The sequence below is a fragment of the Nioella sp. genome, from assembly GCF_965215655.1.
In the GTDB taxonomy this organism is placed as follows: Bacteria; Pseudomonadota; Alphaproteobacteria; order Rhodobacterales; family Rhodobacteraceae; genus Nioella.
The window spans coordinates 33,192-53,999 of sequence record NZ_OZ244111.1; the positions used below are offsets into that span (position 1 = coordinate 33,192).

A 20,808-nucleotide genomic window follows, 5' to 3' on the forward strand; every position below is an offset into this window, starting at 1 on the left:
GGCCATGAGGCGGGCGCAAGTCCTTTCGTGCTGTTCAGCTTTTGGTAACGGTGTTGGCAGAGACTTGCCGGCGAGGCTCCGCCGAAGGGGTGGGGCCGGTGCTTCTTTCGAAACGGGGAAGCGCGTATACTGCGGGACAAGCAATCATACAGGCACGAGCATGCTGACGCCGAAACCATTCCTGACCGCAATCCTGGTTCTGGCGGCAAGTGCAGCCGGGGCCACGCCCACGGCGACCATAAGGCCCTTGCCCCGCCCGGCGGAAGACAGTTTGCAAAGCGTGACGCCAAGCGGGCTGGCAGTGGAGGTGTCCTTGCGTCCGGCCATGCGCATGGTGACATTGGCCGCCCGCCCCGAAACGCCACTGGCCGAGCCAGTCAGTTCCTCGGGCTTCCGGGCATGGGTTTCCGAGTTCTCACGCCGTGCCCGCGCGGACGGTATTCGCCAGCAGACACTCGACAGGGCCTTTGCCGGCGTGACGCTGAATGAAAGAGTGATCGAGCGCGACCGCAACCAGTCGGAATTCTCGCGGACCTTGTGGGATTATCTGGACAGTGCCGCGTCGGATACGCGCATTGCCAACGGGCGCACGGCCTTGCGGGAGCATCGCGACACGCTGGACGCGATCGAACGGCGCTATGGGGTCGAGGCCGAGATCGTGGCGGCGGTCTGGGGGCTGGAAAGCGCCTATGGCAGCTTCCGCGGATCGGTGCCGATCATCGAGGCCATGGCGACGCTGGCTTATGAGGGCCGCCGGGCGGAGTTTTTCGAGGCCGAGCTGATGGCGGCGCTGCGCATCTTGCAGGCGGGCGATATCGATCCCGACCATATGCAGGGATCGTGGGCGGGGGCGATGGGACATACCCAGTTCATGCCCTCCAGCTTCCTGGCCCATGCGGTGGATTTCACCGGCGACGGGCGGCGCGATATCTGGGGTGATGACCCCGCTGACGCACTGGCCTCGACCGCGCGCTACCTGTCGGAAAACGGCTGGACCCATGGCCAGCCCTGGGCGCTGGAAGTGGAGCTGCCGGACGATTTCGATTTCTCGCAGAGCGGTGAGCTGATCCAGCGAGATGCGGCCCATTGGAACGCCATGGGCGTGCGGCTGGCGCGCGGTGGCGGTCGGGTTCCGGAACACGGGCCGTCCTCGATCCTGCTGCCGGCAGGGCATACGGGCGTCGCACTGGTGATCTATGAAAACTTCCACGTGATCGAGACCTATAATCCGGCCGATGCCTATGTCATCGGTGTGGGTCATCTGGCCGACCGGATCGGCGGCGGACCTGCCTTCCGCGGCGGCTGGCCCCGGCAGGATCGGGCGCTGACCAATGACGAGCGGTTCGAGTTGCAACGGCGCCTGACGGCGGCGGGGTTTTCTACCGAGCGGATTGACGGCATCGTCGGGCCGCTGACAATCCAGGCGGTGCGGGAATACCAGGCCGCCGAGGGGCTGGTGCCGGATGGCTATGCCTCTGAGGCTTTGCTGAGGCGTCTGCGGCGCGGCTGAGGTCTTGCGCCCTGCAGGGCAGGTCGCGGCAGGAACGGCCCTCCTCAACCCCCGGCTTGCGCCGGAGGCCTCGTCGGTCCGTGTTGCCACGGGACTGTGGCACGGGCGGTTCGCAGGGTGTGACGGTGGCTCTGCGTTGAGGCGAAGGGATGCCTCCGGCGGAGGTATTTTGGCCAAGATGAAACTCAGGCCTCGACTTTGAGCATGGCTCCGATTGCGAGCGGACCGGGTGTCAGCACCTCTGCACACCAGCCACCGTGGCCGCGCATGGCGTTGTAGCCTCCGGGGCCGAGTGCACGTTCCATCCGAGAGCAGGGGGCGCAGGGGCCGGTGATGCGCAGGCGGGCGGTGCCGATCCGGATGATCCGGTTGCGGGTGGCGGAGAGGTTGAGGCCGGAGACGACGAGATTGCGACGCAGCGTTTCGGGGGCGACCTGCGGATGTTCCGCAAGGGTCGCGATGACCGGCAGATGTTCGGCCTGGATCAGGGTCACGGCGCGCTTTCCGGGGCGGGCATGGTCGCCAGCGAGGCCATGGTCGAGAATCTCGATCCGGGGGACCGCCTTCATTTCCGCCTTCCGCGCGGGGCGCAACCCGATCCAGTCGATGCGGCCGGGGCGGGGGAAGCGGGCGGTGAGGCTGGCGAGCGTTTCCATAGGGTGAGGGTGGCATGGGGGTGGACTCGACTCCAGCCCCGTCGGGCGCTACATTTAGAACATAACATGAACATCATGCTGCCACATGAGCCCATCCACGCCCAACCGCCCCGATCCGCGCCGCCGGATTCTGTCGCTGTGGTTCCCACGGCTGGCCGCCGAGCATCTGCAGCGGCTGGACCGGGGGCTGTGCGACCGGCCTTTGGCCGTGGTCGAGGAGGTGGGAAATGCGCGGGTGCTGTCCTCGCTGTCGCTTGAGGCATCGCGCGCAGGATTGACGCCCGGCCTGCCGCTGGCCGAGGCGCGGGCGCTGTGCCCCGATCTGCAGACCCGGCCCGCCGACCGGTTGCGAGAGGCCGGGTTCCTGACATTGCTGCGCCGGTGGGCGGGCAAGTTCTCGCCCTGGGTGTCGGAAGAGGGGCGCGAGGGGCTGATGATCGACCTGACGGGCTGCGCGCATCTTTTCGGGGGCGAGGCTGCGTTGCTGGCGCAGGTGGAGGCGGATTGCGCGGCGCTGCGCCTGTCGGTGCGGGCGGGGCTGGCGGATACGGGCGGTGCGGCCTGGGCGCTGGCGCGTTACGCGGGGCAGGGGGCGGGCAGTACGCGCAATGGCGATGCCATTGATCAGGAGGCGCGGGCGACCCGGTCGCGGGCGGGCAAGCGGCGACACTGGACCAAGGGGGGCGCGGCGCCCCTGCGCCCTGTCACCGGCGGCGCCCTGCCCATTGCCCCGCCGGGGCAGACGCGGGCCGCCATCGGGGGGTTGCCCATTGCGGCGTTGCGGTTGGACCCCGCGACGGTGGCCGGGCTGAACCGGCTGGGGCTGCACCGGATCGGCGATCTGCTGGGGCCACCGCGCGCCACGCTGGCCCGGCGTTTCGGGCAAGGGGTGGTGCGGCGGCTGGATCAGGCCCTGGGGCTGGAGCCGGAACCGATTGCCCCCGCCCGGCCTGAGACTCATTTCGCCCTGCGGCTGAGCCTGCCCGAGCCTATTGGGCTGGAGGAGGATATCCTGGCGGGGATCGACCGGCTGTTGCCGCCCTTGTGCGACAAGCTGCGGGCCAAGGGCCGGGGCGCACGGCGGGTGCGGCTGGAACTGATGCTGGCCGAGGGCAGGACAGAGGCCGTCGAGATCGGGCTGGCGCGCCCGGGGGCAGAGCCCGACCGCATCCGGCCCCTGCTGGCGATGAAGCTGGGCGATATCGACCCCGGTTTCGGTATCGACACGCTGCGGCTGGTGGCCTCGGTCACCGAACCCGTCCATGCGCGGCAGCTGAAGGGCGGTCTTGCTGCGACGGAGGAGGCCGCCGCGCGGCAGGGGCGCGATACGGGGCTGGAGGATCTGTTGGGCCGGATCGGTGCACGCGTGGGGTTGGAGGCGATCACCCGCCAGCACCCGGCCGAAAGTCACATTCCGGAAAAGACCGCGATCACGCTGGCTGCCGCGTGGTCGGACCCGGCGAAGGACTGGCCGCGTGCGCCCCGGCCCCGGCCGCTGACGCTCTTTCGCCCCGAACCGGTGCAGGCCGAGGACAGGCCCGACCTGCCCGCGCGGTTCCGCTGGCGGGGGCGCGACTTCGCGACGCTTGGCGGGATGGGGCCGGAGCGGATTGCGCCGGAATGGTGGCTGGACGATCCCAACTGGCGCAGTGGCGTGCGCGATTACTGGCGGGTGGAAACCGAAACCGGCGAACGGCTTTGGCTGTTCTACGCCCATGGGGGGGCGGTATCGGGCGGCTGGTTCTGTCAGGGGGATTTTGGCTGAGGGCTAGCCCTGCCAGCCAACATCCTGCCCGGCGCCTGCCTCGACCGCACGCAAGTACGCCAGCCGGGAAATGGCGAAATCGCCGATGGCAATGCCCCGGAAGACGAAGGCGCGGCGGGCGTCATCGGAGAATTCCCCCGGCCCGGTGGTCAGCAGGGTCTTGAGATCGCCCTTGACCAGCGATGGATCGACCAGCTTCTTCGGGCTTGCCTCCTCCTGCACCAGGTCATCGACGAAAAGCGGCCCGAAAGCGCCCATTCTGTCCTGCTGCCAGGGCAGGGCAAGGTCGGTGATCGTGGCGAAGGCACCGGGTTTGATCCAGTCGGCGTTCAGGAAGGGCTCGATTTCATAGTTGAGAGTGACAGAGGTCACGATCAGGTCGGCACCCTCGATGGCGGCGCGGGGGTCGTCATGAACTTCGGCAGACAGGCCCAACCCCTTCGCCATGTCACACAGCTTGTCGATATTGACCTGTCCGCGCCCATAGGCCCGGATGCTGGCCAGCGGGAAGAGGTCGTTGAAGATCGCCAGATGGCTGCGCGCCTGCACGCCGCAGCCGATGAAGGCGATGGACTGCGAGGCCGGGTTGGCCAGTCTGCGGGCGGCGACGGCAGACAGGCCCGCCGTGCGAACGCCGGTGATCCAGCCCGCCTCTGCCAGCGCCCGCATCTGCCCGGTTTCGCTGTCCTGAAGCAGGATCGCGCCGTCGATGCCGGGGCGGCCCCGATCGGGGTTGCGGGGGCTGACCATGACCGATTTCACGATGGTCAGGTCGGGCGCATCCGAGGTGGACAGCGTCGTCATCATGTAGCGCCCGCCCTCGGGCACCACGGCGGATTTCGGTGCGGTCAGGATCTGGCCCGCTGCGTCCTGAAGGATGGCGGATTCAATCGCGTCGACGATCTCGTTGCCAGAAATGCCGAGCCCCTCCAGAACACTGTCCGACAGCAGCAGAAACCTGTCCGAATTGCCCGTCATAGCCATTCCCTTCTTTGCGTTGCCCGCGAACGATAGGGGCAATCAGGTGATGGCGAAAGGGCGTTAACGGAACAGCAGCACCGGCACCTTGCAGGCGCGGATCATTTCGGTCGTGGTCGAGCCGATGAAGAGGTTGCGGATACGGCTGTGGCCATAGGCACCCATGATCAGCAGGTCGAAATCATGCGCCTCGGCGCGGTCCGCGATCAGGGTTTCGGGCTGGCCCGCGACGATCTCGGACGTCACCTCGTACCCCGCGCCTTTCAGCAGCGCCGCCGCGCCTTCGATGGCGCGTTTGGCTTCCGTGGTCTCGGGCCCGACGGTCAGCAGGTGGATGGAGAGGCCCGCGAACAGCTCTGACCGCGCGATATGGTCCACCGCTTTCAGCGCCGACTGGCCGCCATCGAAGGCCACCAGCAGCTTCTTGACCGGCTGGAACGCGCGGGACGCGACCAGAACGGGTTTGGTCGAAGACCGCACCGCCCGTTCCAGGTTGCTGCCCAGATGCATCGACGCGAAATCAGCCGCCTCGCCGCGCTTGCCGACGATGACCAGATCGGCATCGGCCTCCGCCTCGCGCAGGGTTTCGACCAGATCGCCGATCCGCAACCGGCCTGTGACCTCGACGCCCTCGGCGCTGATCCGTTCGGACGCGTCCTCGATGATCGCCTGCCCACGCTTGCGGGCCAGCTTGGAGCGCTGCGCATCCAGATCGGCCAGTTCATTCAGCAGCGCGGTGCGCGCGCCAAGGCCGATATTGCCGGACAGATTTCGGGGATCGGCGCTTTCATCCCGTCGGCCCAGGATGTGAATGACCTCGACCGACCAGCCCTTGCCCTTGGCCACCCATGCCGCGTGGTCACAGACGCTTTCCGAGTAGATGGAGCCATCCACCAATGCGATGATCTTGCCCATGTCGAGTCTCCTCAGTGGCTCATCAGGCGGTCCATCGCGCCCGGTTTGTCATGTTCCGCCAGCCGGTCCACGATGGTGGAGGAGGCCTCATTCATGCCCTTTATCTCGACCTCAGCCCCGTCCCGGCGGAATTTGAGCACGGCCATGTCCAGCGCCGCAACCGAAGAAATGTCCCAGATATGCGCGCGGGTGACGTCGATGATGACATTGTCCAGCACCTCGCCATAGTCGAAGGCGGCGGCGAACTGGTCAGCCGAGGCGAAGAAGAGCTGGCCGTGAATGTGGTAGGTGCGGGTCTTGCCGTCCTCCGACAGCTCGGACGTGACGGCGAACAACTGCGCGATCTTGCCGGCAAAGAAAATGCCCGACAGCAGAACGCCGGTCAGCACCCCGATGGCGAGATTGTGGGTGTAGATCGTCACCACCACGGTCGCCAGCATCACGATGGAGGAGGAGCGCGGATGGGTGCGCAGATCCTTGATCGAGGACCAGCTGAACGTGCCGATCGAAACCATGATCATGATCGCCACAAGCGCCGCCATCGGGATGACCGACACGATGAAGTCAAAGGGCACCACCAGCAGCAGCAGCACGACACCCGCCACGAAGCATGACAGCCGCCCGCGCCCGCCGGATTTCACGTTGATCATCGACTGGCCGATCATCGCGCAACCCGCCATGCCGCCGATAAACCCTGTGCAGAAGTTGGCAACACCCTGACCGATGCATTCCTGGTTCTTGTCGCTGGTCGTGTCGGTCAGGTCATCGACGATCTGCGCGGTCATCAGGCTTTCCAGCAGGCCCACGGCGGCAACGGCAGCCGAATAGGGCAGGATGATCATCAGCGTCTCAAGGTTCAGCGGGATGTCAGGCAGCAGGAAGACCGGGAAGGTATCCGGCAGTTCGCCCATGTCGCCCACGGTGCGCAGGTCCATCCCGAAGGTCAGCGCCACGGCGGTCAGGGCAATGATGCAGACCAGCGGCGAGGGGATCGCGGTGGTGACATAGGGGAAGAGGTAGATAATGGCGAGCCCGGCGGCGACCATCACATAGGTCATCCACGGCACGCCCATCAGTTCCGGCAGTTGTGCCATGAAAATCAGGATCGCCAGCGCATTGACGAAGCCTGTCATGACAGACCGCGACACGAAGCGCATGACGCTGCCCAGTTTCAACATCCCGGCGCCCACCTGTAAAACGCCAGCCAGGATCGTGGCGGCCAGCAGATATTGCAGCCCGTGATCGCGCACCAAGGTCACCATCAGAACGGCGGTGGCGGCGGTCGCGGCGGAAATCATGCCGGGGCGCCCGCCCGCGATGGCGGTGATCACGGCGATGGAGAACGAGGCATATAGCCCGATCTTGGGGTCAACGCCCGCGATAATCGAAAAGGCAATCGCCTCGGGTATCAGGGCCAGCGCCACGACAAGGCCGGAAAGCAGGTCGGCACGGATGTTGCCAAGCCATTCGGCCCGCATCCGGGGAAGGAAGTCCGGGGACATGAGGGGAAGTCTCCGTCAGGAATTGTTCGCGTTTGACCGCGCCATACCCGTCATGGCCCCGGATGGCCACCCGTTTCCCGCCGCAACGCGGCGAAAACCGGTTATGCACTGCGAAAATGGGCTATCCGGTGCGGTCGGTGCTGAACAGGTAGACGACACAGCCAAGCAGGATCATCAGGCCAAAGAGGCCAAAAAGCTGGCTGTAGGCCTCTGCCGGGGTCGCCCCGAGGGACAGGCGCGCAAAGACTGGCCCGCTGGCAAACTGCATGATCCCCACCCCGCCAATGCCGAAGAGATTGAGCAGCGTCACGCCCCGGCCCACCAGATGCGGCGGCACGAAGCTGCGGCCATGGGCGATGATGACCGGGAAGGTCGCGCCGAAGAAGCCCACGGCGGCCATGACGGCGATAGACCGGATCTCGGACCCGTCCGGCCAGGCCCAAAGCGCGAGGCACGAGAGGCCGGACACCAGATTGCCGGCAAAGATCACCCATTTGCGCGTGCCGAAGACACGGTCGAGCGGACCGTAGAAGAAGTTGCCCGCGATCATGGCAAAGCCCATGACCAGCGACGCGGTGCCGATGCGCCCGATCTCGGCCTGATAGACATCCTCCAGATAGGGCGCGATCCACAGGCCCCTTATGCCCGCCGCAGGGGCATAGTTCACGAACATGATCGCCAGGATGAACCACAGGGCCGGGATCTTCAGCAGGTCGAGCAGCGATCCTTTCTGGCTGTGATCGGCCTTGGCCGGGTTGCGCACGAACAACGCCAGCGCCGCCGCGATCATCAGCGTGACGGCGGCCATGCCCCACATGGTTTCGCGCCAGCCGAGGGATTCCACCGCCCAGGCCAGTGGCAGCGCCGCGCCGATATTGCCAAGCGACCCGGTGCCCAGGATGACGCCCGCGAAGGTGGCGAAGACGGCAGCGGGGTAGTCCCGCGCGAGGATATAGTAGCTCGCCATCAGGACCGGCGAACAGCCCACCCCGATCAGCATCATCGCCACGGCGACCCAACCCGGCCCCTGTGCCATCGCCATGATCGCCGCGCCACCTGCGCCGCCAATTGCCAGCAGGACCGAGGAGGTCAGCCGCGGCCCGATATGGTCCAGCGCCCATCCCACGGGGATCTGCATCGCGGCGAAGGTCACGAACCACAGGCCAGAGGCCATGGCGAGATCTTCCGCGCCCGCGCCGATTTCGACCCCAAGAACCGGGGACAGCACCGCCAGAAAAGCGCGGTAGAACTGGCTGAGCACATAGGCCAGCACCAGAAAGATCATGCCGGGGGTCACGCTTTCCTCCCTCTCGAAAGCTGGCTTACCCTGCACCGAAGCTTAACACGTGCACAAGCGGGAACGTTTTCCGAGTAATTTGCTTGGGAATTGCTTGACTCGTTTCATGGGCGTGATATGTCCGCGCTTATCCGAGTGAAATACTCGGTTTATTGATCAAGGACGGACAAGGACTGACAGAATGACCCGACCGATTTCCACCCTTCTCGCCGCCAGCATCCTTGCCAGCACCGCAACCATGGCCACCGCGCAGGAACTCAATATCTATTCGTCACGTCACTATGACACCGACGAGGCGCTCTATTCCGGCTTCGAAGAGGCGACCGGCATCACCATCAACCGCATCGAGGGCGACGCGGATGAGCTGATGGCCCGGATGCAGGCCGAGGGCCGCAACTCTCCCGCCGATATCTTCATCACGGTCGACGTGTCCCGCCTAAACCGCGCCGTGGATGCCGGGTTGCTGCAGCCGGTCGACAGCGACGTTCTGGAAGCGCGCATCCCGGCCAATCTGCAAGACGCCGAAAACCGCTGGTTCGGCTTCTCGCAGCGCTCGCGGATCCTCTTCTACAACACCGAACTGGTGGACACGCCCCCCGCAACCTATGCCGATCTGGCCGACCCCGCCTATGAGGGTCTGGTCTGCATCCGGTCTTCGACCAACACCTATAACCAGACCCTGCTGGCCTCGATCATCGCCCATGAGGGCGAAGAAGCCGCCCGTGACTGGGCCGAGGGCGTGGTGCGCAACTTTGCCCGCTCTCCCCAAGGCGGCGATACCGACCAGATCCGCGGTGTGGCGTCGGGCGAATGCGGTGTGGCCGTGTCGAATACCTACTACTATGTGCGGTCGCTGCGGGATCAGGTCGATGGTGTGACCGAGCATCTGGATGTGATCGGCTATGTCTTCCCCGATCAGGATGGCAATGGCGCGCATATGAACGTGTCAGGGGCCGGTGTGGCCGCGCACTCCCCGAACCGGGATGCCGCTGTCGCCTTCCTCGAATATCTCGCCTCCGATGCGGCGCAGGTCTATTTCTCCTCCGGGAACAACGAGTACCCGGCAGTCGAAGGGGTCGAGATGGTCGAGGAACTGGCGGGTCTGGGGGAATTCGTCGCCGATGACGTCGATCTGTCGGATGTGGCCGCCAACCTTGGCACCGCACAGCGCATCTTCAATCAGGTCGGCTGGCCGTAAGGTCGTCGGGCAGCGATAGAACCAAGGGGCGTCCAGGGTGGGCGCCCCTTTTGCGTCGCGCCAAGAAGAATTTTCCAGAAAATTCTTCCGCGTCAGAAAATTCTTCCTTCAAGAATTTTGGGGCCCTGAAAAAATCTTCGGGAAGATTTTTCCTGTCACTCGGCGATCTGCGGATCGGGGATGAACTCGGCTTCCGTCCGGTCCTCGCGCCCCAGACCCCAACACAGGATCATCACCGGCAACAGCCCCACCAGCCCGATCACAAGGCTCGGCACCGCTGCCTCCGCCAGCCGCTCATCCGCTGCCAACCGGTGCGCCTGAACCGCCAGCGTGTCGTAATTGAAGGGCCGCATGATCAGCGTCGCGGGCAGCTCTTTCATCACATCGACGAAGACGATCAGCAGCGCCGTCAGCAGGCTCGGCCGCAGGATCGGCAGGTGAACACCCCGCAGCATGGTCGAAGGCGATCGCCCGAGCGTCCGCGCCACGGCGTCGATATTGGGATTGATAGTGGACAGCCCCGCGTCATAGGCCGACAGGGCGGCGGCCATGAAGCGCACCATATAGGCCATCACCAATAGCCAGATCGACCCGGTGATCAGCAGCCCCGTGGAAATGTCGAATGTCTCTCGCATCCAGGCATCCAAGGCATTGTCGAACCCCGCGAAGGGCACGATCAGACCAACGGCGATCACGCCGCCCGGCACCGCATAACCCAGACCCGCAATGCCGATGGCGGCCTTGTTGGCCCGGTTCGGATGCAGTCTTGCGTTGAAGCCCAGGAACACAGCCGCCGTCACGGTAAACAGGGCTGCGACGGAAGCCAGCGTCAGGGAGTTCTGCAAAAAACCAAGATAGCGGTCGCCCAGAATGATGCCGAAACTGTCATGCCCCATCCAGACCAGCAGCCCGGCGGGCAACAGGAACCCCAGAACCACGGGTAGGGCGCAGAAAGTCACCGCCAGCGCCGCGCGTCCGCCGCGCAGTACAGGCGGGTCAAGCACCTCGAACCGGCGCCCGGCACCGTGATGGCGTTGGCTTGCCCGTTGCCGCCGTTCCAGCGCCGCCAGAACCAGGGCTGCCATAAGCAGGCAAAGCGCCAGTTGCGCGGCAGCCCCCCGGTCGGCAAAGGAAAACCAGCTTTGATAAATGCCGGTCGCAAAGGTCTGCACGTTGAAATAGCTGACGGTGCCGAAGTCGGCGATGGTCTCCATGATCGCCAGCAGCACGCCCCCCGCGATGGCAGGCCGGGCAATTGGCAGGCTGACGCGGAAAAACGCGCTCCACGGGCCGCGACCCAGGGTGCGGGCGGCCAGGTAGGCCGTTGCGCTTTGCTGCAGGAAGGCCGCGCGCGCCAGCAGGTAGACGTAAGGATACAGCACCAGCGTCAGCATCATCGCCGCACCCGGCAGCGACCGGATTTCCGGGAACCAATAGTCGCGCGGACCCCAGCCTGTCAGATCGCGCAGGGTGGCTTGAACCCATCCCGGATGGTCGAGGAAATCGGTGTAGGCATAGGCCAGCACATAGGCCGGGAAGGCCAGCGGCAGGGCCAGCGCAATCTCCAGCACGCGGCGTCCGGGAAAGCGCGTCATGGTCACCAGCCACGCCGTGCCGGTCCCGATCACAGCGGTTCCGGTGGCCACGATCAGCACCATGGTCAGCGTCGCGCGGGTGTAACGGGGCAGCACGGTCTGCGCGAGATCGGTGACCGTTTCCAGCCCGCCAGTCAGGGCCGCCAGAGTCACCGCGCCAATCGGCAGCAGGCACAGCCCGGCAGCAAGCCAGGCCAGGACAGCCATCCAGTGACCGGAATTATGACGGCGCAGTTTCATACCGCTGCATCTAGGCCAAGGGGCAGGAAAGGCACAAGCGCGCCTTAGCGTTTCGCCCCGTGGCGGGCGAAGAATTCGGCGATTTCCGCCTCGCTCGGGGCCTCGCCCGTGAAAACCTCCACATAGGGCGGCATCCGGTCCAGCCGGTCCGGCACCGATTCCCCCAACCGCATGGTGTAATAGCCCACCTGCGTGAAGATCATCGTGTTGGCCCGTGTCGCCGCCATGGCCGGGCTTTGCCCGTGCCGTTCTAGCATCGCGCGCATGGCGGCCAGCCGCGCAGTGTCAGCGGCCTTGACCCGCGCCATCAGCGCCTCGTCATTCTGGGCCCAATTGCGGATCGCCAGGTCGAAACGGGAATCGAACAGATCCTCGTCGATCCAGCAGTCGAACAGGTTGAAGACAGCGGCGCAGATCGACCCGGCAGGGGCGTTACAGCGGGCCACCAGATTGCCGGTATTCTTCGCCTCCCACCGGTCGATGATCGCCTCCAGCAGTGCATCCCGGTCCGGGAAGTGCCAATAGAAACTGGTCCGCGACAGCCCAAGCGCCTTGGCCAGTGGCATCACCTTCACCACCTCGACCCCTCCGTCGATCAGCAGCTGATAGCCTGCATCGATCCAAAGATCGGCAGAGCCGCGCCACCCATGGGACTTGTCGGGTTTCTGGATCGCCATGCGCCAGCGGTAGCATGCGACCCCACCCCCCGGCAATCAACTTGACAGGTATGTCGATTCCCCCGAACCATCGTCTCGATCACCCGCGAGAGGCCGGACATGAGCAACGATCCCCTGCTTCAACCCTACCAGCTGAAACACCTGACCCTGCGCAACCGGATCATGACCACCGCACATGAACCGGCCTATCCCGAAGACGGCATGCCCAAGGACCGCTACCGCGCCTATCACGTCGAACGCGCCAAGGGTGGCGTGGCGCTGGCGCTGACCGCTGGCTCGGCAGTGGTGTCGCGCGATTCCCCGCCCGCCTTCAACAACGTGCTGGCCTATCGTGACGAAGTCGTGCCGTGGATCAAACGCCTGACCGACGGGCTGCATGATCATGGCTGCGCGGCGATGATCCAGCTGACGCATCTGGGCAGGCGGACAGGGTGGAGCAAGGGCGACTGGCTGCCCTCGATTGGGCCGACCGACGACCGCGAACCGGCGCATCGCTTCTTCCCCAAGTTGATGGAGGATTGGGACATCGCCCGCGTGATCCGCGATTACGGCGATGCGGCGGAACGGATGCAGGCGGGTGGCATGGACGGGATCGAGCTGATTGCCCATGGCCATTTGCAGGACCAGTTCTGGTCGCCCCTGACCAACCGGCTGGAGGGGCCTTACGGGGCGGAAAGCCTGCACTCGCGCCTTCAGATCACGCTGGATATTCTGACCGAAGTTCGCACGCGGGTGGGCAATGACTTCATCGTCGGCATCCGCCTTGGCGCGGATGAGGCGGAGCCGGGCGGGGTCACCCCGGAAGAGGGCCTCGAAATCGCGAAAATCCTGCGCGACACAGGTCAGGTCGACTTCTTCAACGTCAACCGGGGCCGTATCCACACCGACCCCGCAATGACCGACATGATCCCGATTCAGGGTATGCGATCCGCCCCGCATCTGGACCTTGCCGGGTCGATCCGCGCGGAAACCGGCATGCCCACCTTCCACGCTTCTCGCATCCCCGATGTGGCCACCGCGCGCCATGCGGTCTCGGCGGGGCTGCTCGACATGGTCGGCATGACCCGTGCGCACATGGCCGACCCGCATATTGTGAAGAAGATCGTCGAGGGGCGGGAGGACGACATTCGCCCCTGCGTCGGCGCCACCTATTGCCTCGACCGCATCTATGGCGGGGGAGAGGCGCTGTGCATCCACAACCCGGCTACGGGCCGCGAACTGACCATGCCGCAGGTGATCACCCCCGCCGAGATCCGCAAGAAGGTGGTCATCGCCGGGGCCGGTCCCGCAGGGTTGGAGGCCGCACGCGTCGCGGCTGAACGTGGCCACCGCGTGACGGTTTTTGAAGCCGCCGACCGTCCCGGCGGGCAGGTGCTGTTGACTGCGCAGAACCCGCGCAAGCGGGAAATGATCGGCATCATCGACTGGCGCATGGCCCAATGCGCTGCCCGTGATGTGGAGTTCCGGTTCAACACCTGGGCCGAGGCGGAGGACATCCGCGCGGAGGCCCCCGATATCGTCATCGTTGCCACCGGCGGCCTGCCCTCTACCGCGCTGCATGAACAGCGGGGCGAAAGCGATCTGGTGGTCAGCGCGTGGGATCTGATTTCCGGCGATGTACGGCCCGCCGAGAACGTGCTGATCTACGATGAGGCGGGCGACCACCCGGCCCTGATGGCCGCCGAAGTGGTCGCCAATGCCGGATCAACCGTTGAAATCATGACCCCCGACCGCAGCTTCGCGCCCGAGATCATGGGCATGAACCTCGTTCCTTACATGCGCGCGCTCCAGGACAAGAAAACCACCTTCACCGTCACCCGCCGCCTCTTGGGCGTGCGCCGCAACGGCAATGCGCTGGTCGCCACCATCGGCACTGACTACAGCAGCCATACCGATGAACGACGCTACGATCAGATCGTGGTAAACTACGGCACGCGGCCGCTCGCCGATCTCTATTTCGACCTGCGCGAGGAGTCGCTCAACCGGGGCGAGCTGGACCACAACGCCTTTATCAACGGTCACCCGCAGGCGATCCGCTCCAATCCCGACGGTGCCTTCCAGCTTTTCCGCATCGGCGATGCGGTTTCCTCCCGCAACACCCATGCCGCGATCTATGATGCGCTGCGACTGATGAAGGATCTTTGACATGCGCCTTGGCTTCATAGGCACCGGCACCATCGCCAGCGCGGTGGTCGAGGGCATCGCAGCCGACGGCCACCAGATCACCGTCTCGGAACGCAGCCGCGCAAGGTCCGCCGATCTGGCCGCGCGCTTCGGCGTTTCAGTGGCGGACAACCAGGGCGTGGTCGATGCCAGCGACGTTCTGTTCCTTGGGCTGCTGCCGGATCAGGCCGCCACCGTGCTGCCGACGCTGCACTTTCACGCCGGTCAAAGGGTGATTTCCTTCATCGCGGGCGTATCGCTGGAAACACTTGCGCCAATGGTTGCCCCCGCAACGCCGGTTGCCCTGATGCTGCCCTTCCCCGGCATTGCCAAGGGGGGCTCTCCCATCATTGCCTTGGGACAGACCGATCTGATCGACACGCTCTTCACGCCCGCAAACAGTGTCTACTACGTCGAAAACGACACGGAGATGATGGCCTACCTGGCAGCACAGGCGGTGCTGTCGCCCGCAGTCAAACTGGTTGCAGATGCCGCACAGTGGATCGCGCCAAAGGTCAGCGACCCCGCACAGGCCGAGGATTTCTTGCGCGTGCTGGTCGGGTCCAACCTGATGTCAAACGACCTTGCGCCGCTGTTGCAGGCACTGAGTTCCCCCGGCGGCTACAACGCGCGCCTGCGCGAACATATGGATGCCGAAGGTATGCAAGCGGCGCTGGCGCGCGGCCTCGAAGCGCTCGCGGCGCGCGGGGACTGACGTTGCACCCCCCGGCACCAACCGTCGTATTTTTTGGAAAACCAGTCGTAAATCTTCCCTGCACCCGGCCCGCGCCGGGGCAACCTGTGGCGCAGGGGATGCCCGCGCCGGACGTCGGGCGGGCACAGCGACAGGAACAATGCACATGACGACGGCGAAGCAGGCCGATTTCGTGATCATCGGATCGGGGTCCGCCGGCTCGGCCATGGCCTATCGCCTGTCCGAGGACGGCAAGAATACGGTGCTGGTGCTGGAATATGGCGGGTCCGACAAGGGGCCGTTCATTCAGATGCCCGCCGCGCTCAGCTACCCCATGAACATGGCCATGTATGACTGGGGCTTCAAAACGCAGGCAGAGCCCAACCTCAACAACCGCGAACTCGTCTGCCCGCGCGGCAAGGTCATCGGCGGGTCTTCCTCGATCAACGGCATGGTCTATGTGCGCGGCCATGCGCGCGACTACGACCACTGGAATGACAGCGGCGCGACCGGTTGGGCCTACGCCGATGTGCTGCCCTATTTCCTGCGCATGGAGAACTGGCACGATGGCGGCCATGGCGGCGACCCGACCTGGCGCGGCACCAGCGGCCCCCTGCATATCACCCGCGGCCCCCGCACCAATCCGCTCTTCCAGGCTTTCGTCGAGGCCGGGCGGCAGGCGGGCTATGAGCTGACCGACGACTATAACGGCGAAAAGCAGGAAGGCTTCGGCCCGATGGAACAGACCGTCTGGCAGGGCCAGCGCTGGTCGGCGGCCAATGCCTATCTGAAACCCGCGCTGAAGCGCCCGAACTGCACCCTCATGCGCTGCTACGTGCGCAGGGTGATCATCGAGGATGGCCGCGCGACCGGGGTGGAAATCGACCGCAATGGCAAGATCGAAGTGGTGAAAGCCAACCGAGAGGTCATCGTCGCGGCCTCCGCCATCAACTCCCCCAAGATCCTGATGCTCTCCGGCATCGGCCCCGCCGCCCATCTGTCCGAGCACGGGATCGAGGTCATTGCCAACCGTCCCGGCGTCGGCCAGAACCTGCAAGATCATCTGGAGCTTTACATCCAGCAGGCCTGCACCCAGCCCATCACGCTCTACAAATACTGGAACCTGACCAGCAAGGGCGTCATCGGAACCCAGTGGCTGGCGACCCATACCGGGCTCGGCGCGTCGAACCAGTTCGAAAGCGCGGCCTTCCTGCGCTCCCGCCCCGGCGTCGATTACCCCGATATCCAGTATCACTTCCTGCCCATGGCGGTGCGCTACGATGGCACCGCGCCCGCCGAGGGCCACGGGTTCCAGGCCCATGTCGGCCCCATGCGATCCAAGTCGCGCGGCAGGGTCACGCTGACCTCCGCCGATCCGAACGACGCGCCCAACATCTTCTTCAACTACATGTCCCATCCCGACGACTGGACAGACTTCCGCCACTGCATCCGTCTGACCCGAGAGATCTTTGCGCAGCCCGCATTTGATGACTATCGCGGCAAGGAGATTCAGCCGGGCAGCCACGTGCAGACCGATGAGGAGCTTGACGAGTTCATCCGCGAAGAAGCCGAAAGCGCCTACCACCCCTGCGGTACCTGCAAGATGGGCGCGGCAGACGATCCCATGTCCGTGGTCGATCCGCAGGCCCGCGTGATCGGCGTCGACGGCCTGCGCGTCGCTGACAGTTCGATCTTTCCGCGCATCACCAATGGCAACCTCAATGGTCCCTCGATCATGACGGGTGAAAAGGCGGCCGACCACATCCTGGGCAAGGGCATGTTGCCCCGTTCCAATCTTGAACCGTGGATCCATCCTGACTGGCAGACCACCGTCAAGGCTGCAGCCCGGCGGCCCTGAGCCTGTTTCATCTTGGCAAAAATACCTCCGCCGGAGGCGTCCCGACCTTGCCACCTTCGGTTCCGCCAGACCCTTCGTGTGACCCTCTCAACATGTCCGTGGCAACGCGGTCCGACGAGGCCTCCCGGCGTATGCCGGGGGGTTGAGGAGGGCCGCTCCCCGGTCGACGCCGGCAGGCGGCGAAACCGCCCTCCTGTCTGTACGGGGGGTGTACAGGGGTGTACAGGGGGTGTACGGGGGGTGTACGGGCGGTGACGGGCATTTTGACTGCTAACTTTTCCCTGACCTTCGCCCCGCAGATAGGCTAATCCTCTCCCCATGACCCGCCCCGATCCCGATCTGATCCGCCAAACCGCCGCCCGTGTCCTGCGCATAGAGGCCGAGGCCGTGGCCCGCATGGCCGAGGCTCTGCCCGCCGATTTCGAGGCCGCGGTCGAGGCGATCCTCACCGTCAAGGGCCGCGTGATCCTGTCCGGCATGGGCAAATCCGGCCATATCGCCCGCAAGATCAGCGCCACTCTCGCCTCCACCGGCACGCCCTCCTATTTCGTGCATCCGGCCGAGGCCAGCCATGGCGACCTTGGCATGATCACGCCAGAGGATCTCTGCATCCTGATCTCGAATTCCGGGGAAACCTCGGAACTGGGCGACATCGTCGCCCATGTCGCGCGGTTCGCGATTCCGATGATCGGGATATCAAAGAATCCCGACAGCACGCTTATGAAAGCCGCCGATATGCGGCTGACTTTGCCAAATGAACCAGAGGCTTGCATCATCGGCATGGCGCCCACCACCTCGACCACGCTGACCCTGGCGCTTGGCGACGCGCTGGCCGTGGCGGTGATGGAACGGCGCGGGTTCGTGGCGGAAAACTTCCGCACCTTCCACCCCGGCGGCAAGCTTGGCGCGCAGCTGGCCACGGCGGCGCAGCTGATGCATTCGGGTGCGGCCCTGCCGCTGGTGCCCTCCGACATGCCCATGCCCGAAGTGCTGCTGGTAATGACCGAGAAGGGTTTCGGCATCGCGGGCGTGACCGAAGGCGGCAGACTGACCGGGGTCGTCACCGATGGCGATCTGCGGCGCAACATGGAGGGGCTGATGGGCAAGACCGCTGGTCAGGTTGCGACGCAGAATCCCCGCGTCATCACCCCCGATACATTGGCAGCCGAGGCCGTGGGCCTCATGTCCGGTCGCATCACCGCGCTGTTCGTGCTGGATGAAACCGGCATCCCCCTCGGCCTACTGCACATCCACGACTGCCTGCGCGCCGGAGTTCTCTGACGTCAGGTCGTATAGCCGATCAGGAACCGCCCGAGCAGCGGCTGGCTGGCGGCGCCGAGCGACCGCGCATCGGCTCCGACGGTGCCTGTCTCGACAGCAGGCCGTTCCAACCCGGTGAAATCGAGCCCGTCAAAGCGTGCCCGTACTTCGGAAACAAGCGCGTTTCGCAGGTTCTCCGGCATCCATCCGTCGATCTTGATCGCCTCGAAATCAATCACCGACATGGCCGAATGGGCAGCACGTGCGATGGCATTCGCAGCCTCTGCCGTCCATTCGTTCAGCAAGCTCTCGGGCACGTCCCACCCTTCAGGGCTGTCCCACAGCATTCCGCTATCCAGCCCTGCCTCGGCAAGACGGCGTTCCAGCACCACCAGCGACGCCAGATCCATGAGCTGCCGGGTCTGCCCGCCCAGGTCGACCACCGGCATTGGTCCGATCGCCCCGGCATTGCCCGTCGGACCGGTAAACAGCGTTCCATTGAGAACCACCCCTCCGCCGATGAAGAAACCTATGAAGACATGGAGGAAATTCGCGGGCTGTTCACCGGTGCCGAAGACCAGTTCCGCGCTACAGGCGGATGTGGCGTCGTTCTGCAGATAGACCTGCATGTCCAGCGCGCCCGACAGTTCCACCAGCAGATCACGGCTCTGCCAGGCGGCCATCTTGCCCGGCTCCACGCCGATCATGCGGGCCCAGTCCCACAACTGGAACGGAATAGCGATACCGAGCCCGGCAATGCGCGGGCGCTGGTCGGCGGGCAGGGAAAGCCGAAGCTCGTCCACGGCGTCCAGGGAGAACGCCAGAACGTCACTGAAATCGGGATAGGCATAGATTTGTTTTCGCCGCGCGATGATTTGGCCCAGGAAATCCGTCAGGATCATCTCTGCCGACCTGCGACCGACTTTGAGGCCAAGGAAATAGGCCCCTTCAGGGTTCAGTCGCATCGGAACCGAGGGCTGACCGACCTTGCCGCGCATCGGTTCCCCTTTCAGCAGCAGCCCCTCGTCTTCGAGGCTGCGCATGATCACCGATACGGTCTGCGCCGACAGCCCGGTCAAGCGGGCAATCTCGGCCTTTGCCAGCGCGCCATTTCGGCGAATCAGGGTCAGCACAAGGCGTTCGTTCTGCGCCCGCATGCCGGTCTGGTTCGTGCCGCGCGTTTCCTTGGTGGCAACGGCCTGCGCTGGTTTTTCAGTGGTATCGGTCATTGTGGTCTCCCCACTGGGATATTGTGAGGCGCAAGGCAAGACGTCAATAATTAAATAAGAGTGATTTATTTATTGACAGCGAACCGGGAGTCGAGGCATTCAAGGTGTCATGGGGCGATGAGGCGCCCTTCTTTGATACTTTCTGGGAGGAAGACATGACCAAGACCTTCAAGGCCCTTATGATGGGTGGCGCGGCCGCTCTGGCGATGACCGGGGCAGCGCATGCAGATGCACATGGTGACGCGATCACCGCCTGCCTGATCACCAAGACCGACACCAACCCCTTCTTCGTGAAGATGCGTGAAGGTGCGACCGAGGCCGCAGAGGCCGCGGGCATCAACCTGCAAACCTACGCTGGTGCCATCGACGGCGATGTTGAAAGCCAGGTGGCGGCGGTTGAAACCTGCATTGCCGCCGGGGCATCGGGCATTCTGATCACGCCGTCCGATTCCCGCGCTCTTGCGCCGGTCATCGGCCAGGCACGTGAAGCGGGTCTGCTGGTTATCGCGCTCGACACCCCGTTCGAGCCTGCGGATACCGCCGACGCGACCTTCGCGACCGACAACTTCGAAGCGGGCCGCCTGATCGGTGCCTGGGCCGCTGCCACGCTTGGCGACGCTGCCGCAGATGCCCGCATCGGCCTGCTGGACCTGAACCCGTCGGAAGTGTCCGTGGACTACCTGCGCGATCAGGGCTTCCTGACCGGCTTCGGCATCGACGTGATGGATCCGACCGACATCGGCGACGAAACCGATGAACGGATCGTCGGCAACGACGTCACCAACGGCAACGAAGAAGGTGGCCGCACCGCGATGGAGAACCTGCTCCAGATCGACCCGTCGATCAACGTGGTCTACACCATCAACGAACCTGCCGCTGCCGGCGCCTATGCCGCACTTCAGGCCTTCGGTCTTCAAGACCAGGCGCTGATCGTGTCGGTTGACGGTGGCTGTGCCGGTGTCCGCGACGTGGCCGCTGGTGTCATCGGCGCAACCTCCATGCAGTTCCCGCTGCGCATGGCGTCGCTCGGGATCGAGGCGATTGCCCAGTATGCCGAAGACGGCAGCCTGCCCGAGAACTCCGAAGGGCTCGATTTCTTCAACACCGGCGTGATGCTGGTGACGGATAGCCCGGTCGAGGGCATCGAGTCGATCACCTCGGAAGAAGCACTGGAACTTTGCTGGGGCTGATCCCTGCAACTCTCCCGGGGCGGCCGCTTGTGCCGCCCCACCCCCTACACCCCAAAATCATTGCCGCATCCCCGCCTGACC

General features: G+C 64.9%; 16 protein-coding genes. 8 read left to right on the forward strand and 8 right to left on the reverse strand.

From position 1 onward, the window contains the following. Nucleotides 1-160 precede the first annotated feature (160 nt). Nucleotides 161-1,510 (forward strand): lytic murein transglycosylase, encoded by a 1,350-nt coding sequence (locus tag ACOOEX_RS00180; protein ID WP_420396590.1) that lies wholly within the window; start codon nt 161-163, stop codon nt 1,508-1,510. Nucleotides 1,511-1,695: 185 nt separating this feature from the next. Here the strand turns inward: ACOOEX_RS00180 and ACOOEX_RS00185 are convergent, their stop codons facing one another. Beyond that, nucleotides 1,696-2,166, reverse strand: coding sequence for an MOSC domain-containing protein (locus tag ACOOEX_RS00185; protein ID WP_420396591.1), 471 nt, complete (start codon nt 2,164-2,166; stop codon nt 1,696-1,698). A gap of 85 nt (nt 2,167-2,251) precedes the next feature. Here ACOOEX_RS00185 and ACOOEX_RS00190 point away from each other — a divergent pair, with 85 nt between their 5' ends. After that, entirely contained in the window at nt 2,252-3,931 is a 1,680-nt protein-coding gene (locus tag ACOOEX_RS00190) for a DUF6504 family protein (protein WP_420396592.1), read from the forward strand. Between the two features lie 3 nt (nt 3,932-3,934). On the opposite strand, the gene ACOOEX_RS00195 is transcribed toward ACOOEX_RS00190, so the two are convergent. From ACOOEX_RS00195 to ACOOEX_RS00210, 4 genes are all read right to left on the reverse strand, one after another. After that, nucleotides 3,935-4,909 carry an ornithine cyclodeaminase family protein gene (locus tag ACOOEX_RS00195; protein WP_420396593.1) on the reverse strand — a complete coding sequence of 325 codons (975 nt, stop codon included), beginning with the start codon at nt 4,907-4,909 and terminating at the stop codon, nt 3,935-3,937. A 63-nt stretch (nt 4,910-4,972) separates the two neighbouring features. Continuing rightward, nucleotides 4,973-5,824 (reverse strand): universal stress protein, encoded by an 852-nt coding sequence (locus tag ACOOEX_RS00200; protein WP_420396594.1) that lies wholly within the window; start codon nt 5,822-5,824, stop codon nt 4,973-4,975. A gap of 11 nt (nt 5,825-5,835) precedes the next feature. Then, a complete protein-coding gene (locus tag ACOOEX_RS00205) occupies nt 5,836-7,326 on the reverse strand; it encodes a SulP family inorganic anion transporter (RefSeq protein ID WP_420396595.1) in 1,491 nt (496 codons plus the stop codon). A gap of 121 nt (nt 7,327-7,447) precedes the next feature. Next, nucleotides 7,448-8,623, reverse strand: coding sequence for an MFS transporter (locus tag ACOOEX_RS00210; protein ID WP_420396596.1), 1,176 nt, complete (start codon nt 8,621-8,623; stop codon nt 7,448-7,450). Between the two features lie 181 nt (nt 8,624-8,804). On the opposite strand from ACOOEX_RS00210, the gene ACOOEX_RS00215 reads away from it, so the two are divergent. Further along, nucleotides 8,805-9,821, forward strand: coding sequence for an extracellular solute-binding protein (locus ACOOEX_RS00215; protein ID WP_420396597.1), 1,017 nt, complete (start codon nt 8,805-8,807; stop codon nt 9,819-9,821). A 155-nt stretch (nt 9,822-9,976) separates the two neighbouring features. On the opposite strand, the gene ACOOEX_RS00220 is transcribed toward ACOOEX_RS00215, so the two are convergent. Both ACOOEX_RS00220 and ACOOEX_RS00225 read right to left on the reverse strand, forming a co-directional pair. After that, complete coding sequence (locus ACOOEX_RS00220; protein ID WP_420396598.1) at nt 9,977-11,656, reverse strand: ABC transporter permease; 1,680 nt, start codon at nt 11,654-11,656, stop codon at nt 9,977-9,979. Nucleotides 11,657-11,700: 44 nt separating this feature from the next. Next, nucleotides 11,701-12,333, reverse strand: a complete 633-nt coding sequence (locus ACOOEX_RS00225; protein WP_420396599.1) for a TetR/AcrR family transcriptional regulator — start codon at nt 12,331-12,333, stop codon at nt 11,701-11,703. Nucleotides 12,334-12,432: 99 nt separating this feature from the next. Between ACOOEX_RS00225 and ACOOEX_RS00230 the strand changes: the two genes are divergently transcribed. The 4 genes from ACOOEX_RS00230 (at nt 12,433) to ACOOEX_RS00245 (ending at nt 18,329) form a co-directional block, all read left to right on the forward strand. Further along, nucleotides 12,433-14,478, forward strand: a complete 2,046-nt coding sequence (locus tag ACOOEX_RS00230) for an FAD-dependent oxidoreductase (protein WP_420396600.1) — start codon at nt 12,433-12,435, stop codon at nt 14,476-14,478. 1 nt (nt 14,479) lies between these two features. Next, the gene (locus ACOOEX_RS00235) at nt 14,480-15,211 is read left to right on the forward strand and encodes an NAD(P)-binding domain-containing protein (RefSeq protein ID WP_420396601.1); all 732 of its coding nucleotides are present in this window, start codon (nt 14,480-14,482) and stop codon (nt 15,209-15,211) included. A 145-nt stretch (nt 15,212-15,356) separates the two neighbouring features. Next, entirely contained in the window at nt 15,357-17,048 is a 1,692-nt protein-coding gene (betA, locus tag ACOOEX_RS00240; protein ID WP_420396602.1) for a choline dehydrogenase, read from the forward strand. A 318-nt stretch (nt 17,049-17,366) separates the two neighbouring features. Then, nucleotides 17,367-18,329 (forward strand): KpsF/GutQ family sugar-phosphate isomerase, encoded by a 963-nt coding sequence (locus tag ACOOEX_RS00245; RefSeq protein ID WP_420396603.1) that lies wholly within the window; start codon nt 17,367-17,369, stop codon nt 18,327-18,329. Between the two features lie 2 nt (nt 18,330-18,331). Here the strand turns inward: ACOOEX_RS00245 and ACOOEX_RS00250 are convergent, their stop codons facing one another. Further along, on the reverse strand, nt 18,332-19,537 hold the full coding sequence (locus ACOOEX_RS00250) for an ROK family transcriptional regulator (protein WP_420396604.1): 1,206 nt from the start codon (nt 19,535-19,537) through the stop codon (nt 18,332-18,334). A gap of 155 nt (nt 19,538-19,692) precedes the next feature. Here ACOOEX_RS00250 and ACOOEX_RS00255 point away from each other — a divergent pair, with 155 nt between their 5' ends. Then, entirely contained in the window at nt 19,693-20,727 is a 1,035-nt protein-coding gene (locus tag ACOOEX_RS00255; RefSeq protein ID WP_071691154.1) for a substrate-binding domain-containing protein, read from the forward strand. The last annotated feature ends 81 nt before the right edge of the window (nt 20,728-20,808 follow it).